The sequence below is a fragment of the Pseudomonas pseudonitroreducens genome (assembly GCF_021603645.1).
GTDB lineage: Bacteria > Pseudomonadota > Gammaproteobacteria > Pseudomonadales > Pseudomonadaceae > Pseudomonas > Pseudomonas pseudonitroreducens.
Genome location: NZ_BQHJ01000003.1, coordinates 437,463 through 450,575, shown reverse-complemented (window position 1 = coordinate 450,575; position 13,113 = coordinate 437,463). Strand labels below are relative to the sequence as shown.

The window sequence follows — 13,113 nt, the reverse complement described above, 5'->3', positions numbered from 1 at the left end:
GCGCAGCTAACAAACATAAGAATACGAGCGCCGCTTTTGCGGCGGCGCCGCTAGGAGAACCGTCATGGGCAAACTCGCTCTGGCTGCCAAAATCACGCATGTTCCCTCCATGTATCTGTCCGAGCTTCCCGGGCCGAATCAGGGATATCGCCAGGCTGCCATCGATGGACACAAAGAGATCGGTCGTCGCTGCCGTGAGCTCGGTGTAGATACCCTCGTGGTCTTCGACACGCACTGGCTCGTCAATGCGAACTACCACATTAATTGCGCCCCGAAATTCGAGGGCGTCTACACCAGTAACGAGCTGCCTCACTTCATCGCGAACATGCCCTATGCATTTCCGGGCAACCCTGAACTTGGTCGTATGCTCGCGGACGAGTGCAACAGGCTCGGCGTGGAAACCATGGCTCATGACGCAACGACACTGGGCCCGGAATACGGGACTTTGGTCCCTATGCGCTACATGAACGAAGACCAGCATTTCAAAGTGGTCTCCGTGTCCGCGCTTTGCACCTCGCACTACCTCAACGACAGTGCTCGCCTCGGCTGGGCCATGCGTAGAGCAGTTGAAAAGTACTACGACGGTACCGTGGCGTTCTTGGCTAGCGGTTCGTTGTCTCATCGCTTTGCTCAGAACGGGCAAGCACCTCAGTTCGCAACCAAGGTCTGGAGTCCGTTCCTGGAAACGCTCGATCTTCGCGTCGTGAAGATGTGGGAGAACGGTGAGTGGGAAGCCTTCTGCAACATGCTCCCCGAGTATGCCGTAAAAGGGCACGGTGAAGGCTTCATGCACGATACCGCAATGCTTCTTGGTGCTCTGGGCTGGTCCGACTACGAAGGAAAAGCAGAAGTGATTACTCCCTACTTCGGCTCGTCCGCCACCGGCCAGATCAACGCAATCTTCCCGGTAACCCCGCAAGACGGCACTGCAATCCCAGCAGCACAAGCATCTGATCAGGATGGACGCCCATCCACCAGCCGACTGTAGGAGCAAGACATGCCACATTTTGTTCTGCTCTATAGCCCTGATCTAGAAGCGGAAGCAGATATCAGCGGTCTTTGCCGTTCCTTGGCCGACTGCATGCTCGAACAGCGCGATGAAACCGGCAAAGCGGTGTTCCCCGTAGGCGGAACTCGTGTGCTGGCCTATCCGGCAGCTCACGCTGCAGTAGCCGATGGCAAAGGAGCCTACGGCTTCCTCTACGCCAACTTACGCATGGGCGCCGGCCGGAGTCCTGCTGTGCACAAGCAAGTTGGAGACTGTCTCCTGGCAGTTCTCCGAGGCGAGCTCGATGAGCTTTTGGCTCGTCGCCCCATCGGTATCACCCTGCAAATCGACGAGAGTCCTGGACAGGTCTACGACGCCAAGCACAGCAGCCTCCACCCTCTGTTCGCAAAGACTTCTTGAGGTTCCTATGCTCGACCCGCAACTGATCAAGCAAGCCGCCACTCGCCTCGACTCTGCAGAGCGTTCGCGCCAACAAGTACGTCAGTTCTCCCTCGACTACCCGGATATCGCGATCGAGGACGCCTACGCCATCCAGCGAGCGTGGGTGGAGAAGAAGATCGCCGACGGCCGCACACTCAAAGGCCATAAAATCGGCCTGACTTCGCGCGCAATGCAGGTCTCCTCCAACATCACCGAACCGGATTACGGCGTTCTGCTCGACGACATGTTCTTCGAAGAAGGGAGCGACATCCCCTTCGAGCGTTTCATCGTTCCGCGCGTGGAAGTCGAGCTGGCGTTCATTCTCGGCAAACCGCTCCGCGGCCCGAATGTCACCCTGTTCGACGTGCTGGAAGCCACTGAGTGGGTGATCCCGGCACTCGAGATCATTGATGCACGAATTCACCAGGTTGATCCGGAGACGAAGGTTACTCGGAAGGTCTTCGATACCATCTCTGACAACGCAGCGAACGCCGGTGTCGTTATGGGTGGCCGCGCCGTACGACCGGGCGACATCGACCTGCGTCGTGTACCGGCAGTCCTCTATCGCAATGGCGTTATCGAGGAGTCTGGCGTTTCCGCAGCCGTACTTAACCATCCCGCGAAAGGCGTGGCCTGGCTGGCAAACAAGCTTGCCCCGTATGACGTCACGCTCGAGCCTGGCCAGGTAATCCTGGGCGGCTCCTTCACTCGTCCAGTGGCCGCTGCGCCCGGCGATACCTTCCACGTTGATTACGACCAACTCGGCAGCATCTCCTGCCGCTTCGTCTGATCATGAGGTGACGGCCCTGAATCACTGCTGATGAGCCTGGCAGCTCGCATCAACCGGGGCTCGGGCCGTCCCTCACCCTCTAAAGGACGCCCCATGAATCTTCCTATTAATTCCTTTAAAAAACGCCTTCTGACTGGTGCGCCACAGATCGGCCTCTGGCTCGGATTGGCCAACCCCTACAGTGCGGAGCTAGCGGCTAACGCTGGCTTCGACTGGCTATTGATCGATGGTGAGCATGCTCCCAACGATCTCCAGACCCTGCTCGGACAACTGCAAGCGGTCGCAGCCTATCCAGCTCATCCCATCATTCGTCCAGTCCTTGGCGATGCCACGTTGATCAAGCAGCTGCTTGATATCGGCGCCCAGACGCTCCTCGTCCCCATGGTGGACTCAGCAGAGCAGGCTCATCAGCTGGTACGCGCAATGCGCTACCCGCCCTTCGGTATTCGTGGTGTGGGAAGCGCCCTCGCCCGCGCCTCGCGCTGGAATAGCATCCCTGGATATCTTGATGAGGCCGACGACCAGATGTGCTTACTGGTCCAGGTAGAAAACTTGGAAGGTCTCGCCAACCTAGACGAGATTGCAGCAGTGGAAGGTGTCGATGGTGTTTTCATCGGCCCCGCGGACCTGAGCGCGGCCATGGGGCACAGAGGGAATCCTGGTCACCCAGAAGTACAGGAAGCCATTGAAGATGCCATCGTTCGCGTCCAACGTGCGGGTAAAGCCGCTGGCATCCTCAGCGCAGATGAGAAGCTCGCACGTCGCTATCTGGAGCTGGGAGCCAAGTTTGTCGCAGTAGGCGTCGACACCAGTTTGCTGATGCGCTCCCTGCTAGATCTGGCAAGTCGCTACAAGGGCCAAGCAGCCACTATGGCTCCTTCCGCAGGCTCGGTGTACTAACAAAAAAACGGCCCTTAACAGGGCCGTTTTCTTATCAACGCCGAGAGCTAGAGCGCCGGATTAAAGATCCAGCACCAGTCGGGGTGACTTGCTCCCGGAGCAACAGACGAACATTGTCTTATTGCTCGAACGCTCTGACTCGCTGAGGATCGAGTCGCGATGGTCTGGCTGGCCCTCAAGCACCTGGACCTCGCACGCGCCGCAGATCCCTTCACGGCACGAGTTCATCACCTCCACTCCGGCCTGATCCAGGGCGTCCAAGACGGTCTGCCCTTCGACAACACTGATGGTCTTTCCGGAGCGAGCAAGATGAACCTCGAAGCCACCTCCGGTGCTGACCTCTTGCAGCGGCACAAAACTCTCGTAGTGAACCCGCTCGGAGGGAACTGCCTTCGATGCTTCCAAATACGAGTTCAGCATCCCGGAAGGGCCGCAACAGTAGAAGTGAGTCTCGCCGTCACCAGCGCTCAAGAGGGAGCCAATCGTGCTGACAGTTTCGTCCACGGACTTAGCAAAATGCAGGTGCACCTCACCGTACTTGAACGAGCTTTCTAGCTGATCCAGGAGCGCTGCATATTCACGCCCCCGTGCGAAGTAATGCAGTTCCCAATGGATGGCCAAGACTTCCAGACGCTGAGCCATCGACCAGATAGGTGTAATACCGATCCCACCGGCCAGCAAAATCGCTTTGCCCCCCCCTTCGTAGAGCTCGAAGCAGTTCTTGGGGGCACTGACTTTAATCCGATCGCCGCAGTGCAGCTTCTCGTGAATGAGCTTGGAACCACCTCGACTCTTAGCATCCTTAGCGACGGCGATCACGTAGCGATTCATGTCGCCTTGGGAGTTCAGAAGTGAATAGCTTCTGAGTGGTGCCCCCTCAATGATCAGGTCGATGTGCGCCCCTGCAGAGAACGGCGGCAGTTCGGAGCCTGCACCGGGCACAGGCCGGAACTCATAGGAAAGAATGTCGTGAGCTTCATGGACGACAGACTTAACGTAAACGGAGAAGGAATTCTGGGAACTCATGACAGCAATCACCACGCTTCTGGAGCAAAAAAAGCTGGGCGCCAGAAATTTCTGGCGCCCATATGGATAAGCGTTATTCGAAGCTCTCGCTGCGCTCCTGCTGCTTCTGATTCGTGAAGTCCTGGATGTTAGTACCGACAGGGATCATCTCAGCGAGCGCACGCAGAGCGCGGTAATCACTGACATCTGCCTGCACACAATCCTCTCCAGCATCAGACTGGCGGATTCGCTCCATCAGCTCGCGGCGCAGCCGAACAATCGCCAGATCGCCACTGCCCAAGAACTCACGGGTCCGGTCAACAATCGGAATGCTCTCTGCCACCGCATAGTCTTCGAAGATCACACCCGGGATACCACTCCAGGTTTTCCCTGCGCGCATGGCTTCGCGGTCCTGGCCATAGTTCGGCAGCCCTTGACGCGAACCTGCGAAGTTGTCGTCCGACTCGTCGGTACCGAGCAATGCGAAATCAGGCAGGTTGCTGTCGATGTTCTGACGTGCATCCCAGTAGACGTACCACTGGAGGCTACGAGTGTTGTTTACCGGGACCACGATGATGAGGAACCCAGCTTCGGCATCGGTTGTGCCGATGAACGCTGAGGCAGGTGCAACGTACTCGGTGACACGCAGGTAGTCTTTCTCACCACCGGTAGTCCGCAACGAATACGAGCGCAGCCCATAGGGACGCTGTTCGAGCGTGTATTTGGGCGTGTCGTTTCCAGTAACTAGCTGCAGACCGGCCTGCGGCAGGCTCGCATCAGCAGTCGTATCGTGATGCAGAAGACCGATATGCGCGGAGTCCATCAGCGTCTCCAGGTTCTGCAGCCAGTTGGCCTCGTTATACGAAGCACGCGGGCGGGCATTCTGGCGAGTCAGGTGGGTGAACGCGAAGTCAGAGAATTTTGGCGGCTCTCCCTCTCCTAGGTATACCCAGACGATCCCGCCGCCTTCCCGTACCGGGAACCCCTGGCCCTTCACCTTCTGGCAGAAGCTCTGATCCTTCTCTGTAGGCATGCGGGTGCAGTTGCCGTCCGCATCGAAACTCCAGCCATGGAAGATGCAGGTCAGGCGGTTGTTTTCGTTCCGACCAAGCGCGAGTGACACACCACGGTGCGGGCAGGCTTCGTAGAGGAAGCCCACTTTTCCATCGTGTCCACGGAATGCGACGTACTTTTCGCACAGCAACTCAACGCGCTGCGGATCACCTCCCGCAGCCAGCGCCTCGCTGCGCAGCGCTGGAATCCAGTGACGTTTCCAGTACCGGTTAAGCGACGTTCCCGGGGTGACGTCCGTCAGGAGGCGGTTCTGTTCTGCGGTAAGCATAGGATTTTTCCTTGTTTTTGTAGCCAGTCACTGGCTGATCAGGCTAAATTCGTCTTAACGGCTACTTTTCTTAGCAATTAAGATAAATTCAAGCTATCCATCACTACCAAAGCTGTCAAGGAATTTTGTTAACATGTAAACCACGATAGGAAGAACCAAATTGCCTTAGCAGATCTTGTATCTGACGGCCTTGAGGTATGATCGGCTGATCCAAAGCCCTGGGATTGACCATGAACGAGCTGTTCTCCCCCACAGCAAGCCCCGAAGCCATCGCTCAAGCATGGGTGAAGGAGCGGCCGGATCTGGACCATACCGGCCTCTCGGTCGCCCTGCGCGTCAGAAGCCTGGCCATGCTCATCGACCAGAGCCTGTCCGAAATTGCTGCGGGCCTCGGGCTCGATCACAAAGAACTGATTCTGCTCTTCGCCCTCAGACGCAGCGGCAAGCCTTACTGCATGAGGCCCACTGATGTGTTCCGGTTGTTGAAGGTGACTTCCGGCGCCGCAACCTATCGCGTCGACAAAATGGTAGAGAAAGGAGTTGTTGATCGAGTAGCCGACCACCTCGATCGCCGGAGCCAGCTGATCCGGCTCACGAAGAAGGGAAAAACAGCGATTGACTCAGCAGCATCTCAGTTGGCAACAACGAGTGCTGCAGGCTTAGGGGAGTTACTGGGCAACGCCGCGCGTCTTGAACAACTAAACGAGCTGCTGCGCTCCCTGGAAGACGGTTGGCTCAAGCTAACCCCGCCGGAGCAGAATCCCTTGGTCCACCAGAAGATCTCGGCAGCCGACGCAACAGATTGAAGGCTCCGGTAAGGGGCACGCTCCGGTTCATGAGGTATTCCCCGACTAGCTCATGAACCGATCAAAGACCTGCTTCATCAATTGTCGAAGCCAGATGTTCCCAGACTCATGATGGTGCCGCGGGTGCCAGTACTGCCTGAGATAAAGAGCCGGTGACGGCACCGGGGTCTTGATCACTTTCACAGCACTGTATCGCTCGAAGGTCTTACCAAGCTCTGTCGGGACCGTTGCAATCAACCCTGGATTCTTCTCCAGAATCATCGGGATGGTGATGAAGTGTGGCGTCGTCAGGTAGATGTCCCTGCGCAGGCCAAGATCCTCAATGAACTGGTCGTAACGAGTACTCTTATCCGACAGAACAACGGATATGTGTTTCATCGAGAGGAAGGTCTCTACATCCATCTGGCCCTGCTCGAAGCTTCGGCTGACGATGCTGGAGAACGAGTGCCGGAACAGCTCTTGCTGGAACAGGCTGGACTCCTGAATGTAATGGGAGCCTATAGCAAGATCGATCTCTCCTCTCTCCAATGAGTTGAGGATGTTTTCAGCCGGCAACTGAGAGGTTCGTAGCCGACAGTTGGGGGCGACCTTCTGCAACTCCTCTATCAGACGCAGCGACAAGACGAGCCGATCGCGCTTGAGCACTACGTCTCGGCACCGTGCAGGTTTCTCGCTAGAGTGCAAAGCTGAGTTCTTATCCCGGTTCAAGGACGACGCCAAGCCATGCTGAAGACCAACCAAGTAACGGACGACATTCGAAAGTGTCTGGATCGCAAGGACTACGAGTTCGGCATTCAGTCAATGGACGTCTCCGCCGACGGCAAAAAGGCCCTTTTGCTGGGCATATTTGAAGACCCCGACTTCCCGGAAGTCTTCGTCTACAGCGTCAGAAGCGGCAAGGCACGCAGGGTGAACAACGAGGGTTCGTTCATCGACGTGCCGATGGGAAAAGCATTCTGGGCAGCCAATGGCAGAGACTTCTACATCAACCGTTACGATTGCGACACCCTTTACAAGGTCGAGCTGGACAGCAAGTCCTACAAGATCAAGAGCTTCGAAGAGGTCGAACAGAGCGACGAGTACATCGAAGCAAAGCTGCGGCAAGTGCTGGACCTCTTCCGCGACGACAACAACTACAAGGAGCCGGTGGTTGCGCCAGACTTCGAAGGCCCCTATCACCAATTCGCCGTGGGGCTTCTGGCTGCACTCGAAGCCGGCGTGCAATCTGCAGTGAGCCGGTGCAAATTGAGCAGGCTCGATTCAGACCCTGAAGCCCTCATCAGTGCAGCCAGGAACGCCCTGAGCCATCGCCAGAGCACTTACTTCAGCATCGAACAGCTCAAGAAGGAGCTGTCCATCAGTATCGATACCAGCGGTCTGAAGGCGGGACTGGAGACGCTCAGAGAGATGGCTGGGCTACCGGCGGATCAAGTGCCCCTATAACGGGCGGTAGTACAGCTGACATACGCCATGGTTGCTATGGGTCGGTAGCCGCCCGCTAGCCTCACTCGGATGCAAGAGCCCGGGGGCTGACTCTGAGAAAAAAACTCCAGAAATCGCGGGAAATGAGCATTTTCTTTAGGAAGTGAGAAAAATCTGGGCTCTGTACGGCAGACTGAGGATTTTCTACGCCTCTGAGCGGCGGTCCTGCCAGTCAGCGAGCAGTTCTGTACCGCCCAATTTGACTGACCATGCTGACGGTTAGTGGGCAATGGAAGGAATCCGTGATGAGCGGGATCGAGACTGTTTCCAAAGCTGAAGTGCGGCCTGTCTACACATCTTGCTACAGAAGTATTTTGAGAGCTGTTGATCGCCGTTATGACATTCGCGGCTACATACTCAGTGATATGGTGCTGATCTGCCTGGCCAATCACGGGCGGCTACCAATGACGCGTCGCCACTATTATCTCTGCTACGCCCAGGAAGCTGCCATTCGCTACCTCGAAGAGCTGGCAACAGAGTTGCTCTATGGGCATTACGGCCTCTTGGGAAAAAGGACTCCATTCAACACTGATCTGGTGCTCAGGTCGGAGTTGAGGGAGCCCGTTGGCAGGTGGACACGTAACCAGTCGGAAAGCAGCTAATCAGTGGATGAGAAAGCTCCTCTGGCTCACTGTTTATTTCCGGCCCGGGGCGACCTCTGCCAGTCACAACAGGCAGAAATCGGCCAGGAGCGGCCACTGATGCGTTAATAATTGATTCGGTGGCTGAACTGACTAACTTTACAGGCTATTTCTATTCTTCAAAGGCCGGCTCGTTTTTTGATAAGTACTTGTGTGATTTTTTCAAGGAATCCGGGTCAATAATCCAGCTATCAATATTTTCAAATGAAAATACAGGCCTTCCATTTACATATATTTCATTACTTTCTTTGTTCGGCCAGAACACCCCTAAGGGTTTTGAAATCATATGTTGACATAGCGAGGTCAACTGAGGGGCGCCTCCAATCGAGTCCCCCGCCCTAGCACGTCGTAGCATATCGCGAATAATTTCAAAAGGCTCCATGTCATAGCGCTTGACCAAGCTGCTGCTAGGCAGGACTGATGCATCCCCATAACGACCTCGCAGCAAGGTTATAAGCTGGTGATTTGCTTGCTTGCGCACATCGCCAATAAATGCAATTTTCCCGAAATTACCTATGCCTCTAACAACCGGGTGCGCCTGAAATTTCTTTGCATGATGATCATACTCAAATCGATCAATCATGAACTCCTTATGGAACCATGAGTATCCACACAATAGAAAATTATGCTCTGGCTTTTTAAATGCATCCAAGTAGGTATCAAATCTGCCAAACAGCTCGTTCAGTAATCTCAGTAGAAATGATTTTAGGCGGACATAGTCAAGCACGCCATCCCTCATCGGGCCATGAGAATTTATTGCCTGTGTCATTTGAAGGAGCAATGGATACGCGAGATAAGTCGCCCCTGAAAAAGCAATTACGGCGTCTGTTCTAGGAAGCTGGAAAACCTTCGGCGAACAATCCAGTGTACCTCCGCCGGATAGCCGGCTATCAGAGCATACAATGAGCTCCTCAGCCCCTCTCTTAGACGCTCTAACCCATGCACATACAATTGTCATGAAATTTACCCGCCGATTGAAAAGGTAAGTATCTATACGGATACCAACCTAGTGTATAAGTTGTTCGAGCGAAAGAAAATAAATAAACACCCAGAGCGAAGAGATAGTTTTTAATCTTTTTATCGGCCATAGTGATCTAATCGCTGCGGGGATAAGCATCTGACTCTGGCTGTTATCGACCCTTATCAAAATTCAGTTTTTGGCCAAAAGTGAACATTGAACCACTCATTGAGGCCTCTGCTGTTCACAAGGCATATGCATCCATAGTTGGTTGGCGTTAAAGCTCTGAAGCGCTTTGCGGCGACGTGGGTGTCGATAGCCATCTATAGGCCACCAAGATTCAGCATCCCGTAAGCCATTTTCTCAACGTTACGGCTGTATTTGCTTTGGCATCAAGCACCATCCACAGCTCATTTTCGTACCCTGAAAGCTTTCCCCAGACGATTCGATGGTACAAGCCGAGATACTCCCAACTCGTCCAATTGTCATCGTAGGTGCTGTCGGATGCTGGAAAGAGCGCAATGTTCAACAAGCCCTTTTCGCCATCCGCAATGCCCAACTCCCAGGGGACCCACCGACTGTCTTTGCTGTTCTCGGTCGTCAGCAGAACAAAGCGCCTTGTTTGACTAATGCGCTGCTTAAGTAAGGCAGCAGTTTCTGCTGAGGTGTAGGGCGGCATTTCAGGGTCAATTTCATCGATATAGACCCGTGCGCCGTGGTTGTGAAGCACTTCCATCGCTCCCTCCAACAGCTCGTGATCTTTGCTGGAGTGCGATAGGAATGTGCTTGTGCCACTGCTTGATGCATTGGATTTCAGAAGCTTCTCGCGGTCACTCTGCGATCTGTTTGCTGTAAAAGCTCGAAGTTCAGCTTTGGTAACGTTCCTTGCCATCGAATCCTTCCTACTTGGGAGCACTCAGGTAGCACGAGCTATTCGATCAATGATCTCAAACACCTGGGAAACGAGCTTGCGCCGCCCTTCTTTGCTATCCAGGAGCCCTGGAGCAGAAAGTACTTTCAGTTCTTTATCCGTGGGCCTTACAGCGTCCTGACCAGATGAGGAGAGCTCTGATCCCAGCAGCAGGTCACTGATTTTCTTCGCAGCGCCACCAGACGCCCCTACCGGGAGCAGAAATACTCCTGCCGCCTTGGCAACTTCAAACTCTTGCTCCACTCCTTGAGCGACCTCCAACTTGTCGCCGGCCAGCTTCGCACCGCCAATGAAAATGGCGATACCAGCTTGTCGAGCAAGCTCCTGCCGCAGCGCAGCCCATTCTTCGTTGTTGGGCTGGGCTCCCGCCAGGGGTTGAGGAAATGGTCTGGCGATTAGCCGTCGCTCCAGATCCCATCCGCCACCTTGCCGAAGGGCTCCCAAGAACCCCGACAGTGACGCCGATCCAACCAGCAGGCCTGCACCAGTCACCAGGTGGCGACCTGTCTCACCAATACGCCGGCCAATGTCTTCAGCCAGCGCATGGATGTCGGCTGACTCCGAACCTCCCCGCTCAAGAGGCCAGCTACCACTCACCCAGATTCTGCGCGAAGCGACTCGCTTTCCGATCTGACGCAGAAGCGCCGGGATCTCGGCATAGTCGTTGACCTCTACCGCCAACAAGCCATAGCGCTTCAAATCTTTCGCCCACAGCTTGTGCTGGGCATTGCGCGCTGCGAATTCCCCTTCAGTCTTGAAGTCGGACTTCTGCGGTGCACGCACGATGGCAAAGTGCTCAGGCGGCGCATCGGTGAAGCTTTCTCTGATCAGCGATAGGACATGCCGAACATTGGGGTCGGTGAAGCTGATGCCGATGAACAGCATGGACATACTGGTCAGGTGCGCTTGAAACAGCGGCAGATACTGGCCTCGTTTTGAGCGAAACAGTTCGTAGTCGTCCGTGGAGATGACGACGTCGTCGAGGCGATCTACAGAGCCATGCATCTTGTAGAGCAGCACTGCGCCAGGCGTCACCCTAAGGGCAAGATCTTTAGGGCTGGATATCGGGTTGAGCGGGCGACTAATGGATTCAAACGCACGCTCTATCAAGCGGTCATAGTTGGTCGTCCAGATATGTCTGACCGGTAGCCGCGAGATGATCTCAACTGTCTCCGGGATAGGTTTGTCAGGGCCTATCTCGTTCTTGATGACATTGCGGACACGTGTGGCACCACCGTTTTCCAGGATGCTCCATTGAGCCAGCGCCGCCAGGTCGTGGACGTTCTTCGAGTCAACCTCAAGCTCTACAGCGATGTCACTGAGCAGCTCTGCCCAGGAAGGGTAACCCGCCGCCATCGAGACGCCGGCACCAACGAAAATCGCCCCCACGCCATCGTTCAGCGCATCAGGGTACTCATTGAGGAATCGGTTCAAAGCCGCTTTAGTCATGGTCAGCACTCATCAAATGTGCGGAGATTGATCCAGACCTCACGGCTTGTAGTTTTTCCGGACTGCAATGGCATCCTCAATCCATTGCTCAATGTTCTCCTGGATCGATGCGTAGACCGCTTTGCTGTCGGCCCCTACGGGGGTGATCAGCCTGGCATAGTTCGAAAGGCTCACCGTACCGTTCTTCAGTGTGACCAGATCGAAAGGGTTGGAGCCTGCTACCGAAGAGTTTCCATTTGCATCTAGAAGCTTGTTGATGCGAATGCCCACGACGCCTTTGCCCGCGTTCCAACCCTTGATGATTTCGTTAACCACCCACGGTCGGCTTGCGGTCTCGGAGCCCACCAGTACGACTACACAGGTCTTCCCTACCAGGCTGTCATCAATCCACTTTTCAATTGCTGGATTACCCTTTTTTTTGACCTCTTCCCAATCGTTCGGCGTATAGAGTTTCTGACCATCCAAGGCACCGATGTTTCGAACTTGCTGGGTGCGCCAAAAATCATTCTTGAAGTGGAAACTGAAGAAAACATTCCTTGCCATTGCATAGCTCCTGCTTGGGTGCGGACGACTTTGAGGGGGTTCGATACGATCAAACCTAACTGATTGGAAAGAGCGAATCCACAGGTTGATTTGCTCCTAGCTCTGTAGCCACTTTTGATGGTCGCTAGTGGCCGCTTTTGGCCGACTTCTGCCCCTTTCGAACGGCCGCAATGGGTCGGTAGCTGCCCATCAGAAACTCGCAGATGAGGCCACGCGTGTCGTTCTCATTAGTCGGAATTTAAGGATTGGCCGCTCGCGCCGCCCCGCTAAGCTGCAATGACCACTACGGATGGAGGTGCGGATGGAAACGTCACCCGCTTTGGTCACTGCGTGCAGTGCAGGAAAGTGGTTCCCTACCTACATGTGCGTGCAAAGCGCCCCAGGTGGTTATCTGCTTTCTATCGAGATCAGCACGTCTGGCAATTGGCAATTGAAAGTCCCGCACCAGTGTGCGTTACAGGTGGCTAGCTTCCTGGGCGAAGCGCGCGCCGGAAGCACCGTTTGGTGGAAACCCGGCGGGTTTTCTTGGGCCTGCCTGTCGTGCAGCTATCCCGACAAAGAGGGCCGTGTGAGGCTGTCCCCCACCGGGTTAACCCCACTGAGCATTCGAAAGACCCTCGCCTGGATTGAGCAATCCAAACTCCAGGAGTTCGGCCGTGCTTGGGTATCTCGGCTGGTTTGAAGATACGCCTCAAAAGGGTTTTGCTTCCGCCCTGGAGCAACTGATTTGGCCGATAGCCGCATTTTGCGGACGACAGCTTTGGGTCGGTAGCTGCCTCTCACCTAGGTCAGCAAGCCATTAACGGAAAATCCGGCAAAGTGCTGCGCTGGTTCCAT

General features: G+C 55.1%; 14 protein-coding genes. 7 read left to right on the top strand and 7 right to left on the bottom strand.

Annotated features, from left to right (window positions below; genetic code table 11):
* Nucleotides 1–64 precede the first annotated feature (64 nt).
* From hpaD to hpaI, 4 genes are all read left to right on the top strand, one after another.
* The gene (gene hpaD / locus L6D89_RS09970) at nt 65–988 is read left to right on the top strand and encodes a 3,4-dihydroxyphenylacetate 2,3-dioxygenase (protein WP_236199537.1); all 924 of its coding nucleotides are present in this window, start codon (nt 65–67) and stop codon (nt 986–988) included.
* 9 nt (nt 989–997) lie between these two features.
* The gene (locus L6D89_RS09965) at nt 998–1,408 is read left to right on the top strand and encodes a 5-carboxymethyl-2-hydroxymuconate Delta-isomerase (RefSeq protein WP_236199536.1); all 411 of its coding nucleotides are present in this window, start codon (nt 998–1,000) and stop codon (nt 1,406–1,408) included.
* A 7-nt stretch (nt 1,409–1,415) separates the two neighbouring features.
* Nucleotides 1,416–2,219, top strand: a complete 804-nt coding sequence (gene hpaH, locus L6D89_RS09960) for a 2-oxo-hept-4-ene-1,7-dioate hydratase (RefSeq protein WP_236199535.1) — start codon at nt 1,416–1,418, stop codon at nt 2,217–2,219.
* 93 nt (nt 2,220–2,312) lie between these two features.
* Nucleotides 2,313–3,119, top strand: a complete 807-nt coding sequence (gene hpaI / locus L6D89_RS09955; protein WP_236199534.1) for a 4-hydroxy-2-oxoheptanedioate aldolase — start codon at nt 2,313–2,315, stop codon at nt 3,117–3,119.
* Nucleotides 3,120–3,179: 60 nt separating this feature from the next.
* Here the strand turns inward: hpaI and L6D89_RS09950 are convergent, their stop codons facing one another.
* Nucleotides 3,180–4,145, bottom strand: a complete 966-nt coding sequence (locus L6D89_RS09950) for a PDR/VanB family oxidoreductase (RefSeq protein WP_236199533.1) — start codon at nt 4,143–4,145, stop codon at nt 3,180–3,182.
* A 73-nt stretch (nt 4,146–4,218) separates the two neighbouring features.
* Entirely contained in the window at nt 4,219–5,466 is a 1,248-nt protein-coding gene (locus L6D89_RS09945; RefSeq protein WP_236199532.1) for a Rieske 2Fe-2S domain-containing protein, read from the bottom strand.
* A gap of 230 nt (nt 5,467–5,696) precedes the next feature.
* Between L6D89_RS09945 and L6D89_RS09940 the strand changes: the two genes are divergently transcribed.
* Nucleotides 5,697–6,272 carry a MarR family winged helix-turn-helix transcriptional regulator gene (locus L6D89_RS09940; RefSeq protein WP_236199531.1) on the top strand — a complete coding sequence of 192 codons (576 nt, stop codon included), beginning with the start codon at nt 5,697–5,699 and terminating at the stop codon, nt 6,270–6,272.
* A gap of 45 nt (nt 6,273–6,317) precedes the next feature.
* Here the strand turns inward: L6D89_RS09940 and L6D89_RS09935 are convergent, their stop codons facing one another.
* Nucleotides 6,318–6,917 carry a LysR substrate-binding domain-containing protein gene (locus tag L6D89_RS09935; RefSeq protein ID WP_236199530.1) on the bottom strand — a complete coding sequence of 200 codons (600 nt, stop codon included), beginning with the start codon at nt 6,915–6,917 and terminating at the stop codon, nt 6,318–6,320.
* A 78-nt stretch (nt 6,918–6,995) separates the two neighbouring features.
* Between L6D89_RS09935 and L6D89_RS09930 the strand changes: the two genes are divergently transcribed.
* On the top strand, nt 6,996–7,715 hold the full coding sequence (locus L6D89_RS09930; protein WP_236199529.1) for a hypothetical protein: 720 nt from the start codon (nt 6,996–6,998) through the stop codon (nt 7,713–7,715).
* A gap of 284 nt (nt 7,716–7,999) precedes the next feature.
* Complete coding sequence (locus tag L6D89_RS09925) at nt 8,000–8,356, top strand: hypothetical protein (protein WP_236199528.1); 357 nt, start codon at nt 8,000–8,002, stop codon at nt 8,354–8,356.
* Between the two features lie 151 nt (nt 8,357–8,507).
* Here the strand turns inward: L6D89_RS09925 and L6D89_RS09920 are convergent, their stop codons facing one another.
* From L6D89_RS09920 to L6D89_RS09905, 4 genes are all read right to left on the bottom strand, one after another.
* A complete protein-coding gene (locus L6D89_RS09920; RefSeq protein ID WP_236199527.1) occupies nt 8,508–9,122 on the bottom strand; it encodes a hypothetical protein in 615 nt (204 codons plus the stop codon).
* 571 nt (nt 9,123–9,693) lie between these two features.
* Entirely contained in the window at nt 9,694–10,245 is a 552-nt protein-coding gene (locus tag L6D89_RS09915; RefSeq protein WP_236199526.1) for a toll/interleukin-1 receptor domain-containing protein, read from the bottom strand.
* A gap of 24 nt (nt 10,246–10,269) precedes the next feature.
* Complete coding sequence (locus L6D89_RS09910; RefSeq protein ID WP_236199525.1) at nt 10,270–11,733, bottom strand: SIR2 family protein; 1,464 nt, start codon at nt 11,731–11,733, stop codon at nt 10,270–10,272.
* A 39-nt stretch (nt 11,734–11,772) separates the two neighbouring features.
* Entirely contained in the window at nt 11,773–12,276 is a 504-nt protein-coding gene (locus L6D89_RS09905) for a TIR domain-containing protein (RefSeq protein WP_236199524.1), read from the bottom strand.
* Nucleotides 12,277–13,113: the final 837 nt, after the last annotated feature.